Origin of the sequence: Parasphingorhabdus sp. (assembly GCF_036964565.1) — a bacterium.
Lineage (GTDB): Bacteria > Pseudomonadota > Alphaproteobacteria > Sphingomonadales > Sphingomonadaceae > Parasphingorhabdus.
This window is the reverse complement of sequence record NZ_JBALTN010000023.1, coordinates 1-17110: the sequence shown is the minus strand read 5'-3', so window position 1 is coordinate 17110 and position 17110 is coordinate 1. Positions and strand designations below refer to the sequence as shown.

Below are 17110 nucleotides of genomic sequence, written 5' to 3'. Positions count from 1 at the left end.
AACCCCGCGCGACAACGGAAAATACGGCTCTATCCGGCGCATCTGCGCTTTGGTCAGCAAAAATGGAACATCCATGATAGCACCTCCTTCGATGCCGATATTGAATCACAAAAATATCGCGCTGGGAATCCCTTTAATAGGTCATGACCCTAGCTTCCGATCTCGATGATGACTTTACCGCTTACCCCGCACTCAACCATTTCGTGGGCGTCGGAGACCTGAGAGAGCGGCAACTCTTCAGCGATATTATGCTGCAACCAGCCCTCCCGTAAACCGGCCATCGTCGCGGCCACCGCGTCCTCATGAGCCCTGCGATCCATCACGTAAACGAGGACAAAACGGATAGTCGCATCAAGCATTATGAGTGGCCAAAACGGAATAGGTGGATCCGGCTCGACATCCGACGCGTAGGTGGAGATAACCCCGCGGGGTTTGAGAATCTGCATGGTGGTCGCTAAATTCGCTCCGAATGCAACCTCTATAATGCGATCGACACACCGCGCCTCACCGCCCGAAATGTTAGCGATTTCGCCGACAATATCCATGGAATGCCTGTTGAGGACAACGTCAGCACCGGCCCGACAAGCAATGGCGGCTTGCTGTTCCGTGCTAACCGTGGCCAGCACTCGTGCTCCTCCCCATTTAGCGAACTGGATCGCATAAAAGCCGACTGCTCCTGCACCGCCTGTCACAAGCACCGTTTGGCCTTTAATTGCTCCGTCGGCGAAGACGCAGCGGTGTGCCGTTAGCGCAGGTACACCGAGGCAGGCGCCTTCAGCAAAACTGGTGTTTTCGGGCAAGTATATGGCGTTTTGCTGTGGAACACAGGTGTACTGTGCAGCCGTACCCATCGACTGACCTAGCTGAGCTTCGTAGATCCACACTCGCTCGCCAATTCGTGATTGTGGTACACCTTTGCCGACACTTTCAATCACCCCGGCACCGTCTTGGTGCGGTATGATCAACGGAAATGGCATAGCAGTGTTTCCGCGAGCACCCGAACGGGTCTTGGTGTCTGAAGGATTCACACCAGACGCACGTATGGAAACCAACACCTCGCCATCGCTTGGTCTCGGTATTGGTACGTCGGCAACTTGGAGAACCTTGCGCGCTGGGCCCTTATGATTGTAAAATGCAGCTTTCATAACGGCTCCTTCGTAAGTGATACCTGTGTAATTCCATCGGATTCGAGACTCAGTCATATCTTCAAATGACCTCACTGCAGTCTGATAGGAGATCTTCAGCACACCTACTTGATGGACTAAATTAATGGGCTTGTTGGTTTCATCGTCCCCGGTAATTTTGCGAGGCGAGAGGCAACTCGCTATTTTCTTCGAAGCACCGACAAAGCTATGTCATCATCGGGTATTGAAGCGGGGGTCGCGTCCGCGAACAGAATAGGATGAACTGCCGATTGTTCCTCCACGCCGACGAATTCGTAAAGCGCTTAACCATCAGCCACTCCTCGCGAAGCCTGTGACGTTACCCCGCACCCCAGCTTAGCCACAGAAGTATCCGACGTGCTACCAGGTTATACGTTACCTTAAAGGTGAATAAGCCGTGGGTTCGAGAAACTGATTCTCGACTCGTTCAACGATGATGCCATCTCGCTCTGACGCGGCACGCGCTTCCGCCCACGCGGGATCCCCAAGAAACTCATTCCACTTGCTCTCGCGCTCAGCCATTGAATCCCAACGGATAATGTAAGTCAAGGTTTGGTTGGTTGGGCCGACAAGTGTAGTCCAAAAGCCGACGGGATGGATCATGAATTTCTCCCATAGCCCAAGCGTCACCTGTTCGAAGCGACGGTTGAGCGCGCCGAGTTTCCCCGGCGCGCAATGGTAAATACGAAGCTCGTATAACATTTTAGTCCCCTTCAATTGACATTAGAGTCCAAGTTTGGGACGCAACCACTGCGCGATCTTGGCAATCGCGTCGTCGGCCTCAGGGGCTTTGCCGGCCATCAGTTGGAACACATGTTGCATTTCGGGGAAGACCTGCAATTCGACATCAACCCCGGCAGCTTTTGCCTTTTCATGGAAGCGGCGACTGTCGTCGAGCAGCGTCTCATGCCCACCGACCTGGATCAACATCGGCGGCAATGGGGAGGGGTCGGCATAGAGTATGCTAACCGTTGGATCTCTTGAATCTGCTTCTCCTACGTACATCCCCGCCATAAGGCGCACAGCTTCGGGGGATACGAAGGCGTCGACATCCGCGTTCGACACAAATGTCTCACCCGTAGGCTCCATATCGTACCAGGGCGACAATGCGACACTTGCCGCTGGGATCGGGAGACCATTGCGGTGGACATGAAGCGGCACGGCCGTTGCGAGAAGCCCGCCCGCCGAATCCCCTATCATGGCGATATTCTCAGCTTTTACGCCTTGCTCCAGCAGACCAGAGTAAACGTCTGCGCATTGCCTCACGATACCGGGATGAGGGTTATCGGGCGTACGCGTGTAGTCGACTATTAACGCCTTACACCCAACCGCCTTGGCGATGTGCGAGAACATCTTACGGTGTGATTCGACTGAGCCGCAGACAAAGCCACCACCGTGGAAGCAGAGCAGGGTTCGCTCGTCGTCCGCACGATCCGCCTCGACCGCCTTTAAACACCGTACGCCGCCGATGGTGACATCGGAATAGGTGAAGTCGGCGGGCTCGGTAGCCAGATCGCCCCATTCCTCGAACATGTCGCGCATCTCCGGAATGTCCATTGTCCCGGTTGCCATTTTCTCAGTCCAATCGTTGTAGAGATTGGTTAGAGCGTTCGCCTGTGTACTAATCATTTATTCCTCCTAAGTTTAGATATTATCGTTTTTGGTCGCCGAGTTGAGTTGATAGGCGTCAGCCGATGATTCCTGCGGGTTATATGTATAGGTCACTTTTGATTCTGTGTAGAATTCCTGAGCCGCACTTCCATTCTCGCGCCCACCAAAACCAGAGGGTGGTTTGCCGCCGAACGGAACATGATAATCGATACCAGCAGTTGGTGCGTTTACCATCACCATGCCGGCTGTCGAGGACTTGCGAAACCTTTCTGCTGCATTCAAGCTTCGTGTGCAGATGCCCGATGAGAGTGCATAATCGGTCTCGTTCGCAACACTTATGGCTTCATCAATATCTCCGACCTGAATGATCCCAACCACGGGGCCAAATACTTCTTCGACGTTAAGCCTCATGTCACTGCGTGTGCCGGCAAACACCGCCGGTTGCATGTAATATCCTTTAGTACGCACATCAACTACGCCTCCGCCATGGAGAAGCTCCGCGCCAGCAGCCTTCGACTCGGTAACAAACTCGAGGTTGCGCGCTAGCTGGCGGTCTGTTGCGACGGGGCCGAGCTGCGTATCCGGATCAAGCGCATGGCCAATCCGTAGGTCGGCGACACGCCTCGTCAATCTATCGGCGAACGCATCATGTACACCCCGTGTCACGATCAGGCGGCTCGACGCGGTACAGCGTTGGCCCATCTGCAGAATGCTACCCTGAAGCGCGACATCGACGGCGTGATCGAGGTCGGCATCGTCGAGCACGACCAGCGGGTTTTTTCCCCCAAGCTCGAGCTGGACCTTGGTCATATTTTTCGATGCTTGACCAAGAATTATGCGGCCAACGGTCGTCGATCCGGTAAAGCTCACCGCATCGACATTTTCAACTAGATGTTGGCCAAACAGCTGGCCATCGCCTATCAGCAAGTTGACGACGCCTGCGGGGAAGCCAGCATCAGCAATTATTTCGGTTAGCGCGACGGCGATGCCTGGCGTGTACTCTGAGGGTTTGAGGATCACGGAGTTTCCGAAGGCAAGTGCCGCGGCGATTTTCCAAGCTGGCACAACCATCGGAAAATTCCATGGCGTGATGAGTAGGACAGTGCCAACCGGTTCGCGCTCGACGCTGATCATAAAGCCGTCTCGCAGTCCGCGCACAAACTGGCCATTATTCCGAAGTACTTCGCCGGCAAAATAATGAAAGATCTGCGCACTGCGCTTCACCTCTGCCAGTGCGTCGGACAACAATTTTCCTTGTTCGCGAGACAATAGCTGCGCTAAGTTGTCGGCTACGCCCAATATACGGTCGCCCACGTTGTGGAGTAACTCTGACCGCGTCGGCAGGTTGGCGCTTCCCCAACCATGTTGTGCTTGTCGAGCGGCAGCAAGCGCAGTTGACGCATCATTGACATCGCTCCAGTGGTAAACGCCGACTACATCATTTAAATCCGAAGGATTCAGGCTGGGCTCCATTCGGCTGGTTTTATGCCATTGGCCGCCGATGTAATTACAGCCGATCCGAGCCGGCCCAGTCAAGTTGCTACCTGCGGACGTAGGGTGCATGTTAGTAGGAAACTACACATATTGGTTAAAGTTTGTTTTTTTACTTCGCAATGCCGTCCAATTATTAAAGACTTTGTCCAAACTGATATCACCGAATACCTCATCAAATCGCCAGTCGATTGCGCACGAAATCGCTCGCGCGGGTAGCGTCACTTTCCATAAGACTTTGCCCAATGCGGATCGCCCAGTAGCTCTCGCTCCCTTCCGCAGCGCGCCACTCGTGCAGCAGCCGCGTGAAGAGTTGGAGATCATACTCTGCACTAATACCGATCGCGCCGTGAACGGCATGCGCGATAGGGCCAACAACCTTTGAAGCTGCGCTTGTGCACTCCTTAGCGACGGCAGCGGAAAGCGGATCGGGCAGCAAATTACCGGTCGCACCGGCAAGTTCCACGGCCATTGATGCCGCGGCCACCTGTTCGGCCATCACGCTAATCTGATGCTGAACTGCTTGAAATTTACCTATGGGCCGACCGAATTGTGATCGGGTTTGGGCATAATTGACCGTCATTCGCAGAATCTGCTGCATCGCGCCTGCGAGTCTAGCGGCGTGCAAAAATGCTCCAATCTCCCTAAGCGAAACTGAGTGCGATTGGATCGAAGCGCGGACTGTCCGAGTGTTCGCTGAAACTCGAGCGGACAGACTATACCGGCCCAATGGCCGGGAGAGCTTCGAGTCCTCTAGCGAGTAAAGATCGAGCCTCTCACCGCAATCAAGCAGCATAAACCCGGCGGTGCGGGCATGAGGCAATTCCCCAGTTTCAATGCTCTCGGCATTTGCCGGAGAGATCGAAGTTGCTAAGATTATCGGTTCGGACGGCGGTGTCTCGCCTGCGCGGTATAGCAGCGCCCTTGCAACCATCGTCTCAGCAAGAGGCAGAGGGAGCGCATGCTCGCCCATCTTGACGAATAGCGGTACTACCTCGCTTAAGTTTAGTCCGATACCTCCATGCTGCTCATCGGCTAACGCATTCGGAAGTCCTGCAGCTTCAAGCTCATTCCAGACGTCCTTCAGTTGTACGCCACGGACGTTCTGCTCCATCGCGCGCACTTGAGTTAGCGAACAATACCGCTTCAAAAGGCGCTCAAACATCTCTTCCACCATCAATTGCATCGATCGTTCTCCTATCGAAGCCCCAGTTCGCGTGCGATCATGCCGCGCAAGATCTCGCGCGTGCCTCCGCGCAGCGAATAGCTGGGGGACATCTTCGTCGCATAAGCCAGGGTTCGACCAAGCTTTTCGTGCGGAACGATGTCGGGCTGCGCAGCGATAGCATCAACAATCGACGCTGGGGTCGATTGCTCGAATGCAGTACCCAGATCCTTGTAGAGTGCCGCAGCTGCTTCGGGCCGCTCGCCTCGGACCAGTTGACCGGTAAGCGCGAGCGACAAGGCACGGAGTACCGCAAGTTGACTAATGATACTGCCAACAAGTGCCATTGTGCGCTCGTCGGACGTCTCTTGTTCGCGAATGTGGGCGAGCCATAAGTCCAGCACGAGAATGCTCGAATAAAACCGCTCAGGCCCGCTGCGTTCGAGGCTGAGCTCGGCCACGCATTGTTCCCATCCTTGACCCTCCTCGCCAATCAGGGCGTCAGACGACAATCTTACATTGTCAAAATGTACTTCGCAAAAGTGACTGTCTCCCGCAAGGTCGACAATTGGCTTCACTGTTATCCCGGGCAGCGAAAGGTCGATGATGAGCTGGGAGAGACCCTGTTGCCGATCCGCTCCAGATCCTGACGTCCGGATCAGCGCAATCATATAGTGTGCACCGTCCGCATAGGTCGTCCAAATTTTGGCGCCGTTGAGCAGCCAGCCAGTATCGGTACGCGTAGCGCGACACCTAACGCTGGCCAAATCCGATCCGGAATCAGGCTCGCTCATACCGATGCAGAAGAACGCCTCACCGCGGCAGATACGCGGTAAATAGAAACGCCGTTGTGCCTCGGTACCGTAGTGAAGGATCAAAGGGCCGCTCTGTCGCTCTGCGACCCAGTGCGCGCCGACAGGGACACTCGCGGCGAGTAATTCTTCAACCACCACGAAGCGAGCAAAGTAGCTGCGCCCTTGGCCGCCATATTCAACCGGAAGTGTCATGCCGACCCACCCGTGCGCTGCAAGTGCCCTGCTGAAACCCGGATCGTGCCCCATCCAAGAGCGCGCCCGAATGTCGAATGGCATATCAACCAGGCTCTCTTTAAGGAACGCCTGAACCAGCGGTCGCAAGGCTTCGTCCTCTTTCGGGATCGAGGTTAGTTTTAACGTACTCAACATTAATCCACAGCTTTCTACTGGCGGTCGGTCAGTCGGTTGACCTTTAGCGATACTGAGACCGTTATGGCGGTGTTGCGTTTAGCCAGTTCTCTTTAGAACTTGAACATAGCTTCTATGCCATAGCGACGCAGATTGCCGGGGGCGACGAAGTCACCGCCAAATTCTGGAGCCACCACGTCATCGTTCAGATATGCTTGGTTAAAAAGGTTGCTGACGAACGCTGTGATCGACCAACTGTCGGACTCGATCCCGCTACGCACATCGACCGTCGTGAAGGTTTTTCGGGTAGAATTTTTATAATTGCCGTCCAAACCGAAGATGGTCGGCACATTGTTGTTTTGGACGGTGTGGAAGGGCGTGGGGCCAGTTACACGAACATCTACTCGGCCCGTGAAATCTAGGTAGTCATTGATTGGTTCAAGCGCCTCGGCTCCGAGATTGATCGTGTAGTCCGGCGTGTACGGCGACTTGTTGCCTACAGTGTAGGGCCGAGATGAATTCTTTTTGATTTTGCTGTCTGTATAGTTGGCGGTCGCGAAGATGCTATAACCAGGGGCCAAATTGAGCTTCAACGAGGTTTCGGCCCCAAGGATCCGGACCTTGTCGATGTTTGAAACGCTCCGCAGAAGGCCAAACTCACCTACGAAGAACTCGAAGAACTGCATATCCGTGACATCGGTGTAGTAGCCCACCAATTCATAACTGAGGCTGTCGAACAGCCGGCCCTTAATTCCTACCTCATAGGCGCTGTCTACTTCCTTTTCGAAGATGTCGTCCACGGTTAGTCCTGCATTGATGCCTCCCGCTGAAACAGGCGCGTTGAAATAGCCGTTCACAATAGCTTCCGTACCGGCGTTGTTGAAACCGCCCGCCTTGAATCCGATGCCCCAGTTAGCGAACAGGGTCGTGTCATCATTTGCTTTGTAGGTAAGTGAGAGCTTGGGCTGCAATTGCTTAAAGGTTTTTGAGCGCGGCGCGAGAACTCCGCTCGGATTGTACGCCGGGTCGAGGCCGGGGTTCAGATAGTAGTTAGCTGGAGTGTCAGCGGTACCGGTCGGGAAGCCGGTTCGGGCATTGCCGACCCAGCGAGTTCGCGCATTGACAGGCACATTGTTCGATGTATTTCGCGCCTCGATATCATAGCGCAGTGCCAGCCCAAGCGTGAGCTTATCAGTTGCTTCATACTCAACCGATCCAAACAGCGCGTACACATCGGTTACAAAATTATCGTCGACGAGACTCTCAGTTGGGTATCGTGGATCGGTCGTATAGCACTCTCGCGACGCGCTAAGCCCGGTGTCGAGCGTAAGGTTGATGCAAACCCGCCGGTCGATGTAGATGTAGCTTGATCCGATCTGCCAGGACAACGGCGCCCCATTGTCCGGACTTACCAAGCGGAGTTCGGTCACAACATCCTTTTGACGGCGATCGTTATACTGGATACCGTCACACGTACTTGGTGAATAGGGCTGTGCATAGCCAAAGGCATCGTAGTATTTGGTGAATGGCTCTTGGTTGGCTAATCCCGACACCGCTGGGGCAGTAGCTGCGCGTGTCGCGATGCAATTCGGCTCGTTTGCGAAAAAACCGAATGCGCCGCTCGTACCGCCGCCGATAAAATCACTGCGAATGTTACTGTAGGCAGCAAACCCGATCAGTGATCCAAAGTCAAGCTCCTGACTAAGCCGCACGGACCCGCCATAACTTTTCTGCCAACTCTCAGACTCTGTGTTGTTGGTAAAGACGAATTCATGATCACTGACTGGCAAGTCAAACACTGGATCGTTAAATGCTTGGGCCAAGCCTGGGAGATGGAATACGGCATTGTAGTTGATAGCTCCTGCTTTCTGGCGACCGTAATTCACTTTGATATCGATCTCGGTATCGTCGCTCGGGGCGATGAGCAGGCGGCCAAAGGCATAGAACTTCTCGTAATTGTCGATTGAGGCAGCGTTGCGACTGTTGCCGGGATAAACCTGCTGATTTACGGCCGACTGGAGGAAGGCATTCCGATAAAAGCCATCAGACTTCGAATATTCAGCGTTAACAGTAAAACCAACTTGGTCAGTGATTGGACCGCTTAGCAGCCCTGATACAAGGTAGGTGCTATCGTTCGCTGCGCTGGCCTTGATCTGTCCTGAAAGATAATCGGTAGGCTTCTGTGTGGTAATAACAATTGCACCAGCTGACGCGTTACGCCCGTATAATGCGCCCTGCGGACCTTTGATTATCTCAACTTGCGAGATCGCCCCTTGCGGCTGAGTGGTAGCAAATGCGCTGGTTCGAAGCACACCATCAATTACCAGAGCGACGTTATTCTCAGCGTCGCGTGCACCGTTGAGACCCCGTATGTTAATTGATGCATCACCCGGCTCGGTGGCACCGACTTGCATTGTAACGCCCGATGTCAGTTCCGCGAAGTCGAGTACTTGGCGAGCGCCAGTCCGCTCGAGCGCTTCCGTTGTAAGGACTGAAACCGATGCGGGAACATCCTGCAGATTTTCATCGCGCCTGCGAGCCGTGACGACTATAACGTCGCTGTCTGCAACACGCGAGGAGGTGAGCTCGGTATCCCTTTCTTCGTTCGCGGAAGAGATGTTTACAACCGATGGATTGCTGGACGCCGCCGATGCCTCCCCTGACTGCACTGCCTGTTCTTGCTGCGCGCTTGCCGGGGACAAAGTCTCCTGAGCTTGAGAAACGCTTGCTGCTGTCGCTGCGGTGCACAGAAGCGATGCTTTTAGAAACTTGTTCATGTCCCCTCCTTTTATTGTTTATCGCGATTTCCACCCGGTATCCGGGCTGGAAATTTATATTCGCTCACAGGAATGAACTTAGAGGTGAAATTCGTTCTGTCTAATATTAGATAAGCAGAATTTGATATCCATTTGAGATCAGCAATGGCGCGAGCCAACGAAGGAGATATGCAGATGAGTAGTAAGTCAGTGAGTTTATATTCACCAGTCGGTCCGGTTTCGGCTGCTCCACGGTTCGCGACTTTATGACCGCCAGGACACTAATGGAGAGGTGTCAGCGTCTCAGGAATTCTGCTGCGCAGCACTCAGAAACTGAATCGAGGAGTCTGAGGCAATCGTCGGTCAGAAGCGCCATGGGCTGATTTCGAGATGATAGCGAGATAATATCCCGAAATCTTTACGGCATACCGAAGCGCAACTTCTGTCTGGTTGCACGGAGAACTGAGGAGATCACCTCTTCGCACCCCATCATCTCGGTTATCAGTTCTCAACGGGAACGAAGTAGCCAATCAGGCACCGATCGAGTGAAGAGGGTGCATCGGACATCTACCAAGCAAATCAGAGCCCGGGGTTTGAGTATGACAACCGCTGCACGTCCCGACATTGTGTGAGAAGCAGGTCAGATAATCGTGCTTCTATTTTGCCGGTATTGTTCGTTCGACTCATCCCCGCGCGCCGAGGTATATTGGCGGGCGGTTCCGCTTGAGATTAACTGTTGTATCTCGGTCGCGCTCAAGCCTGCCTCTTCAAGTATTTGAGTGGTATGCTCACCCAGCCGGGGGGGCATGCAGATGTCAGGCCTTACGCCATCAAAGCGGATGGGCACACCCGGAAAGCGCAATTCGCCCATATTTTCATCTCTAAGCGCGCTGAAGAACCCCGTATCCTCAAGATGCCCATCCTGCATTAAACCCTCAAGGCTGATCACCTCTGCGGCAGGAATATCAAGTCGATCAAAAATCTCAACCCAGTCAGAAGTCGATCGCTTCGAGATAAGAGCGGCAAGCCGATCATAAAGCAGGGCGATGTTTTCCGTTCGAGCGGCGATGTCCTGAAATCGAGCGTCATCTTCCAAGTCTTTTGCATCAAGTTCTCTGAACAGATCGATCCAGTGGCTATCAGTGTACGGCATAACGCTGATAAAGCCGTCTTGTGTCGAAAACGGCGCTCGTGTACTCGCCAACGCACGTGGATAGCCTGATTGGCCACGTGTTGGCTCAAAGTGTCCACCGTACAGGTGTTCAACGAGATTAAAGGCGACCATTGTCTCGAACATCGGGATCTCAACGAAGCCGCCGCGACCAGTTCGCTCGCGTGCGGTGATCGCTGCAAGGATGGCAATCGCCGCCACAAGCCCGCTGGTTTTATCGGCGCTGACCGTTGGAAGATAGCCGGGTTTCCCGGTCTGCCGTAGCATCAGATCAGCGTTGCCGCACATCCCCTGGATGATGTCATCGTATGCCGGTCGGCCGGCGTAACGTCCACCTTCCCCGAACCCATGCAGACCCGCATATACCAAGCGTGGATTGCGGAGCATCAACTTTTCAGGAGCTATACCAAGCTTTTCTAGCTTTTGCGGGCGGATGTTGTGAATAAAAACGTCGGCGCTGTCGACCAACTTGAGCAGGGCGGCTACCCCGAGCGGATCCCGCAAATCCAGAACAATGCTCCGTTTGTTGCGGTTGGAACCAAGAAACATTGCTGCCATTCCGGGTTCGGCCGCGGGACCGGTGTAGCGAGTGGAGTCGCCGATCGCAGTCTCGACCTTGATTACATCGGCTCCAAGGTCACCCAACCACTGACTAGCGTATGGTGCCATAAGGACAGACCCAAGGTCGACGACTTTGACGCCAGATAAAGGAAGCATACTGAGAACCCATAAGATGACTTGAACATGAGGGCTAGTCATTGGGAAACGATTGGTCCAATATCATTAGCGCAGTTTTTAATATTTGGAGCATATCAATGAACTTACAACAACTCCGGCAGTTGGTTGCACTGGCTGAAACTCTCAATTTTCACCGTGCGGCCGAGAAGCTCAATATGTCCCAACCGCCCCTATCAATCTCACTAGCCAAATTCGAAAAAGAGCTTGGCGTACAATTGTTTATGCGAGACAGGCGCCAAGTCGAGCTCACCGCTGCAGGGACAGCGGCCTTGCCTCATGCAGTGCGAGCGCTCTTCCATATTGAACAGGTCAAGGCTGCAGTGGCCGAGAGCGTCCTAGGTTCGACTGGCTGTCTGCGCGTTGGATTCGTCGGATCAGCTACCTATAGCTTGTTGCCAAAGTTGCTTCGTGGTTTCCGATCTGAGTATCCGAGCATCGACCTCGCGCTCGAAGAATCTTGGACGACCGCGCTGCTGCAGAAGCTGACACAACGCGAAATCGACGTTGCGCTAATTCGCACTCCCGTGCTTGAAAATTTTGAGGCCGAGATTCATGTTTTAGAGCGCGACTCCTTTATCGCAGCGGTACCGTCTCCTGGACCTTTCGCGGATCGGTCGAGTATCGATATCCGTGAATTGCGCGATGTGCCGCTGATCGCACATCCTTTGACCAAGGTCCCGAACATGCGGGCGCTCATGATGCTAATGTGTCGCGAGGCGGGCTTCCAGCCGAATGTCGTTCAAGAGGCTATTCAGGCCCAAACCATGATTTCATTGGTCCAATGCGGTATTGGCGTAGCGCTGGTTGCTGGGGTCACCAGTCAGTATTCGGCGGCCAATGTCAAGTTTCTGGAGATAACGGGATCGGCACACGTCAACCGTATCGGGCTTGCGGTGGCCTTGCCGATAGATCGGCGAAGCCGAATTGCGGAGAGGTTCTTGGAATTTGCGGTGAGCCTTGAAACCTAGGCTCCATGATCCCGTTTACACTTCTCATGGTGTTCAACGAAACAGCGCTTTGGCTTTTCCCCGATCGAGAAGGGCAATTCCTAAATCAGAGCAGTGCCGGCGCTCTAGCACCAGTTCAGGTATAATTTTGAGACAAATAGTTTCTAAGAAAAGCTCGTTCAGGGCTTTGAAGTGTAGAGATATTTTTCTTTCTGATCTCAAGGGAAATGAGGATAGAGAAGTTCTAGAGGTAGGCAATGTACCTGAGCTTATATTGGCCTCGCCTGCGCGAAGACAATGCACTGGTTTACACTGCGTAGATGTCCCAACATTGGTATATCATTAATACGCAGTCAATCTGTCGGTGCGTTTAAATATGTTATTTTTTTGGACGGCGGTGGATCCGCCTATTATCGGTAATAGCAGCGCGTCTCTAACATACCGTTCAACATCGTAGTCCTTCACATAGCCGTACGCTCCCATGATAGTCTGAGCCTCTAGCGCGATTGCTTTTGCAGCCTCGGTTGCGTGCAACTTTGCCATGGATGTCTCAATCCCGCACGGCAATCGTTCATTCGCTAGCCAAGCCGCATGGTAAAGCGTCAATCTAGTGGCATGGAGGTCGGTTTTCATCTGCGCGAGCTTGTGCTGGATTGACTGGTAGCCGATAACCGCCTTCCCGAACTGCGTGCGTTCGCGTGCGTATGCCCAAGCATCGTCAAGAGCGGCCTGAGCGATGCCCACCGCAATTGCGGCCACTTCGAGCTTTTCGACATCGAGTCCCGGGCCGGAGAGCATTTTCCAACCCGCATTCCAACCCGATTCTCCACCTAGAATATTGGCTTTAGGTATTTCAACGTTGTCGAAGATGACATCCGTAGTTTCGGCGCCCTTCATACCGAGACTTTCTATGGGCATAATGGTGATCCCGGTTGCGGCGGATGGAACCAGAAGGATAGAAAGGTTCAGGTAGCGCTCGTCCACTGGTCCGGTGCGTACCAATGTGTATATGAAATCGCTTATCGCGGCTCCCGAGCAGAAGCGTTTGGTGCCGTTGATAAGAACATTGTCACCGACGCGCTCGGCACATGTATTCACACTGGCCAAATCAGCCCCGACGTCCGGTTCAGTCAATCCATAAGCAAAGATCAGCGAGCCATCGACGACCCGCGGCAGTAGCTCTTTTTTCTGTGCATCGGAACCGCATTCGTCGAGGTTCATACCAGCATAGCAGGCAGCCATTATATAGGGCACCGATACAGCTAGACTTCGCCGCGACAGCTCTTCGATTACCACCATCGTCGCCAGAATATCACGACCGTATCCGCCAAATTCTTCGGGTACGGATAGGCCAGTTACACCAAGCTTCGCCAATTTCTCAAACACTTCGCGCGGGAAGTGATTTGTTTTGTCCCATGTGGCGGCGAGGTTACGCGGCATCTCGCACTCAATGAATCGGCGGAGTGTCTCGCGAAGCTGGCGAATTGTGTCGCTTTCGGTGAAGTTCATTGCGTTGCTTCTTGAAGTGGGGCCTTTCCGAAGATCGGTGACCGCTTTTCGCGGAATGCGTTCACCGCCTCCTGGTGATCGGGACTGATGTTCGATAAGGCCTCATAAGCCAGCGACGCGTCCATCATGGTCTGAGCGAGCTGGCGTAGTCCGATATTGATCGACATCTTCGTCCAGCGGATAGCCTTTGTCGCGCCGGTTGCCAGGCGATTGGTAAATTGCTCGACGTGTGCATCCAGTTCGTCAGGGCTCACTGCATGATTGATGAGGCCTATCTGGGCAGCTTGTGTTGCGGTCAGCAGGTCGCCAGTTAACAAGAACTCCTTCGCGCGAGCATAGCCGATAAGCTGAGGCCAAATCACTGCACCGCCATCACCTGCAACAAAGCCGACCGAGACGTGTGGATCACCGATCTTTGCGGTTTCAGATGCATAGATAATGTCACAAAGCAGAGCTATTGTTGCACCGAGGCCCGTCGCATGCCCGTTCAATTTGGCGATAAGCGGCTTTTCGCAATCAAGCAGCGAGTAGACGATCTGTCGACCCTCGCGCGCCGTTTTTTCAAACCGTGCAGGATCGTCTATCATGTTCTGCATCCAGTCGATGTCTCCGCCCGATGAGAAGGCTCGACCCGCTCCGGTGATCACTGCGACATCGCAATCCGGGTCATTTGATACATCGGTAAACAGACGCGCGAGCTCCTCGTGCATGAGCTCGTCGACTGCGTTAAGTTTTTCCGGTCTATTGAGCGTGATTTCAAGTATTCGCCCGCGCCGTTCAAAAAGTATAGTTTGATAATTGGAAAAGTTCATCGATATAGCCTCGCTTTTTAAATTAACTTTGGCGGATGTGCGGGAAACGACCGTCACACAGAACACCGTAAATTCGAAGCAAAGCTACATGCCGATATTGAATGAGTCAACAGTCACTGACTATATGCTCATTGATTCTTCAATCCGTATCTTGGTGTCCCCCTAGAATTGGCCTAAGAGTCATACTTCCGACGACCCAATTGACATCGATAGGCGGCATCGGAAAACCGTTGGAACTTGCTCAATGCGGGCAAGCATGGAGGCGATGGTCAATTGCCGGAAAATCTCGGCACCGCTTGGCGGAACCTTTGCTCCACTCGCCAAAGGACGGGTGATTGGTGCTCAGCTCACCATAGACTTTCAGTTTGGGATACATGGGGACCTTCAGGGTAGCGGAATTGCAGATTCTGACATTTTACCTTTCCAGACCACGCTTTCTGGCAATGTCACCGCTGCAGGTTGCGCCTTCGGCATGGGATCGATCTTCAAGCTGGAGATGACCGTCGGGTGCATGGCCAGTTCTTCGTCCTTCACTTCTACCGTGGCCTTCCTGGAACTGTAGTAATCTTGAAAACTGGTTCCTAGGAGGCATACCTGCGTAATATAGAGATCCCTGTTTTCCCGACGCCTCCATTGATCAAGCTCCTGATGGCGGCTATCATCTAGGCTCAGCAAGATCGGAGCATTGAGGATGGCGAAGGACCTAGGCAATCCAGAAGGCGTTGGCGAAAAATTCTCCATCGAGGGGATGCTATCGACGCGCGAGAGAACGAAGGAAGCGGTTCAGAGAATTGGTTCCAAGATTACCGTTGGAATGACAGGTAAAGACGCAATCGAACTAGCCAATCACGAACTGCAAGTGATGGGCATGGACAGACACTGGCACTCCCCTCTCATACGATTTGGCAAAGAAACGCTTAAGGGCTTTCGCCAACCTGTAGACGAGGCAATCTTCTTGGAAGGTGATGACATTTATTTTGTAGATCTCGGGGTAATCTGGGACGGTTTAGAAGGTGATGCAGGAGATACCTTTGTAGTCGGCAAAGACGAACAAAAGGCAGCTTGTGCACACGCAGCGCGAGATATCTGGCACTCCGTAGCAGACCATTGGCGGGAAACCAGAGCAACGGGGATGGCCCTGCACGATTTTGCCGCACGGGAAGCGAAACGGCGAGGTTGGACATTCAATCACGACATTCTCGGACACCGCCTGAGCGATTTCCCCCATGCGATCTACAAAGCCGGTTGGCTAAGTGAATTCGAAAATCCACCAACGGCTGGCCTTTGGATCCTTGAGATCCAGATTTCGCATCCTGAATTGCCTTATGGCGCATTTTATGAAGACCTGTTGATTGATGACAGCTTCTCAGTCGAGAATTAGCGGTGTTTTGTCAGCGGCGATGCTACGAGTTGCGCCCATGTTAGACTGCTGGGATCCAGGCGCAGATCCGTTAGGACGAAGCCGGGTAACCCAATTCAATATGCCCCCCAAGGATCCTTTTCCTGCCCGGGCGCAGTGGAGATCACACGTTCATCGTCTTCGCCTGTGATCATCTCTTCAGGCCCGGCAATTTCCGGAGTCCGATATGTGTCCATATCTTGCACCCAAAGGAGTAGCTGGGAGAGCGCATCGACCTGGTCGTCGTGACGCGAGGAGGGAAACCCGAGGAGCTCGCCGGTAAAGTCCCCCAGCCAGTGCGCGCGCTCGGGCAGGAACAGGCGCTCTTCCTGGATCATCGCGGCCGCGCCCAGGGCCCGGGCGATCTTGTCACCCACGGGGCGCCGGGCAATCGGGAGCGGCATACCCTGCGGTTCTTCGGCCCGCAGTGACTGGATCAGCGCGGTCCCGGAAGAGGCATCCTCGATCAGCAGGACCTTTGCGCCATGCGTCCTTGCAAGCTCAATGGACCTGGCCTTGAGCAGATGAAATTTCAGCCGCGCCCGAAACACATCAATGACGTAAATTTGCTTGCCCTGGATCAGGGCAGTGACGCAGACGGACAGATCATTGAACGGATTATCCTTGGATGCGGTATCCCAGGACTGGACAATCTGGCCATAGCCAAGGTCAATGGTGCCGGCCTTGTAATAGCGAAACCATTTGGCCTCGATAATATTGCCAACCGCGGGAACAGGGGCCTGCTGGAACTGGCTGGCAAACACGATCGGATTGTCGGCCTTGCGCCTGAGCAGCACCTCGAGGCTCTGGCGGGCAGGGTGAAGCGCGCTGCCGGCGCGCCGGTGCCAGATCCTCCCGCGGGTGAGGGGAATGTCCTCGTCGTGCTCGGCAATGGCGGGCAGGCATAGCTCGTACCAGCCCTCGCGCTGCTTGAGGATGCCGACCAGATCGCCCTCGTGCAGTCGCTGCATCACCACGATGATCACACCGGTCGCCTGATTGTTGAGGCGCTGCGACAGCGTGTCGTCGAACCAGCGGATCACCTTCTCGCGGGCTGGCTGCGACATCGCGTCCTGGGTTTTCATGGGATCATCGATAATGATTATATCAGCTCCGAACCCGGTCGTGACACCGTCAACCGATGTCGCCATGCGCCGTCCGCCAGCACTGGTGCGGATGTCATCC

The 17110-nt window shown here is 54.0% G+C and carries 14 protein-coding genes; 3 read left to right on the top strand and 11 right to left on the bottom strand.

Translation table 11 applies throughout. From position 1 onward, the window contains the following. Window positions 1-149: 149 nt before the first annotated feature. The 8 genes from V7650_RS17895 to V7650_RS17860 form a co-directional block, all read right to left on the bottom strand. Window positions 150-1145 (bottom strand): NADPH:quinone reductase, encoded by a 996-nt coding sequence (locus V7650_RS17895; RefSeq protein ID WP_335657569.1) that lies wholly within the window; start codon window positions 1143-1145, stop codon window positions 150-152. Window positions 1146-1538: 393 nt separating this feature from the next. Next, window positions 1539-1865: an NIPSNAP family protein gene (locus V7650_RS17890; protein ID WP_335657568.1), complete on the bottom strand. Its 327-nt coding sequence runs from the start codon at window positions 1863-1865 to the stop codon at window positions 1539-1541. A gap of 21 nt (window positions 1866-1886) precedes the next feature. Further along, window positions 1887-2792, bottom strand: coding sequence for an alpha/beta hydrolase (locus V7650_RS17885; protein WP_335657567.1), 906 nt, complete (start codon window positions 2790-2792; stop codon window positions 1887-1889). 15 nt (window positions 2793-2807) lie between these two features. After that, window positions 2808-4247 (bottom strand): aldehyde dehydrogenase family protein, encoded by a 1440-nt coding sequence (locus V7650_RS17880; protein WP_335657566.1) that lies wholly within the window; start codon window positions 4245-4247, stop codon window positions 2808-2810. A 193-nt stretch (window positions 4248-4440) separates the two neighbouring features. Then, entirely contained in the window at window positions 4441-5451 is a 1011-nt protein-coding gene (locus V7650_RS17875; RefSeq protein ID WP_335657565.1) for an acyl-CoA dehydrogenase family protein, read from the bottom strand. Window positions 5452-5462: 11 nt separating this feature from the next. Further along, entirely contained in the window at window positions 5463-6614 is a 1152-nt protein-coding gene (locus V7650_RS17870; protein WP_335657564.1) for an acyl-CoA dehydrogenase family protein, read from the bottom strand. Window positions 6615-6706: 92 nt separating this feature from the next. Next, complete coding sequence (locus V7650_RS17865; RefSeq protein ID WP_335657563.1) at window positions 6707-9370, bottom strand: TonB-dependent receptor; 2664 nt, start codon at window positions 9368-9370, stop codon at window positions 6707-6709. 619 nt (window positions 9371-9989) lie between these two features. Continuing rightward, entirely contained in the window at window positions 9990-11237 is a 1248-nt protein-coding gene (locus V7650_RS17860; RefSeq protein ID WP_335657562.1) for a CaiB/BaiF CoA transferase family protein, read from the bottom strand. A 98-nt stretch (window positions 11238-11335) separates the two neighbouring features. Here V7650_RS17860 and V7650_RS17855 point away from each other — a divergent pair, with 98 nt between their 5' ends. Beyond that, on the top strand, window positions 11336-12226 hold the full coding sequence (locus tag V7650_RS17855) for a LysR family transcriptional regulator (RefSeq protein WP_335657561.1): 891 nt from the start codon (window positions 11336-11338) through the stop codon (window positions 12224-12226). 321 nt (window positions 12227-12547) lie between these two features. Here V7650_RS17855 and V7650_RS17850 read toward each other — a convergent pair whose 3' ends face one another. Further along, window positions 12548-13714, bottom strand: a complete 1167-nt coding sequence (locus V7650_RS17850; RefSeq protein WP_335657560.1) for an acyl-CoA dehydrogenase family protein — start codon at window positions 13712-13714, stop codon at window positions 12548-12550. After that, on the bottom strand, window positions 13711-14526 hold the full coding sequence (locus V7650_RS17845; RefSeq protein ID WP_335657559.1) for an enoyl-CoA hydratase/isomerase family protein: 816 nt from the start codon (window positions 14524-14526) through the stop codon (window positions 13711-13713). The genes V7650_RS17850 and V7650_RS17845 overlap by 4 nt, the downstream gene beginning before the upstream one ends. 256 nt (window positions 14527-14782) lie before the next feature. Here V7650_RS17845 and V7650_RS17840 point away from each other — a divergent pair, with 256 nt between their 5' ends. Then, complete coding sequence (locus V7650_RS17840) at window positions 14783-15088, top strand: hypothetical protein (protein WP_335657558.1); 306 nt, start codon at window positions 14783-14785, stop codon at window positions 15086-15088. A gap of 129 nt (window positions 15089-15217) precedes the next feature. Next, on the top strand, window positions 15218-15907 hold the full coding sequence (locus V7650_RS17835) for a M24 family metallopeptidase (protein ID WP_335657557.1): 690 nt from the start codon (window positions 15218-15220) through the stop codon (window positions 15905-15907). Between the two features lie 95 nt (window positions 15908-16002). Here the strand turns inward: V7650_RS17835 and terL are convergent. Continuing rightward, a partial coding sequence (gene terL / locus V7650_RS17830; protein WP_335657556.1) for a phage terminase large subunit occupies window positions 16003-17110 on the bottom strand: 1108 nt, incomplete at its 5' end.

Coding starts and splice junctions, on each gene's coding strand:
- V7650_RS17895 (WP_335657569.1), bottom strand. CDS start 1,145: ATGAAAGCTGCATTTTACAATCATAAGGGCCCAGCGCGCAAGGTTCTC.
- V7650_RS17880 (WP_335657566.1), bottom strand. CDS start 4,247: ATGGAGCCCAGCCTGAATCCTTCGGATTTAAATGATGTAGTCGGCGTT.
- V7650_RS17885 (WP_335657567.1), bottom strand. CDS start 2,792: ATGATTAGTACACAGGCGAACGCTCTAACCAATCTCTACAACGATTGG.
- V7650_RS17845 (WP_335657559.1), bottom strand. CDS start 14,526: ATGAACTTTTCCAATTATCAAACTATACTTTTTGAACGGCGCGGGCGA.
- V7650_RS17840 (WP_335657558.1), top strand. CDS start 14,783: ATGGAGGCGATGGTCAATTGCCGGAAAATCTCGGCACCGCTTGGCGGA.
- V7650_RS17875 (WP_335657565.1), bottom strand. CDS start 5,451: ATGCAATTGATGGTGGAAGAGATGTTTGAGCGCCTTTTGAAGCGGTAT.
- V7650_RS17870 (WP_335657564.1), bottom strand. CDS start 6,614: ATGTTGAGTACGTTAAAACTAACCTCGATCCCGAAAGAGGACGAAGCC.
- V7650_RS17860 (WP_335657562.1), bottom strand. CDS start 11,237: ATGCTTCCTTTATCTGGCGTCAAAGTCGTCGACCTTGGGTCTGTCCTT.
- V7650_RS17865 (WP_335657563.1), bottom strand. CDS start 9,370: ATGAACAAGTTTCTAAAAGCATCGCTTCTGTGCACCGCAGCGACAGCA.
- V7650_RS17835 (WP_335657557.1), top strand. CDS start 15,218: ATGGCGAAGGACCTAGGCAATCCAGAAGGCGTTGGCGAAAAATTCTCC.
- V7650_RS17850 (WP_335657560.1), bottom strand. CDS start 13,714: ATGAACTTCACCGAAAGCGACACAATTCGCCAGCTTCGCGAGACACTC.
- V7650_RS17855 (WP_335657561.1), top strand. CDS start 11,336: ATGAACTTACAACAACTCCGGCAGTTGGTTGCACTGGCTGAAACTCTC.
- V7650_RS17890 (WP_335657568.1), bottom strand. CDS start 1,865: ATGTTATACGAGCTTCGTATTTACCATTGCGCGCCGGGGAAACTCGGC.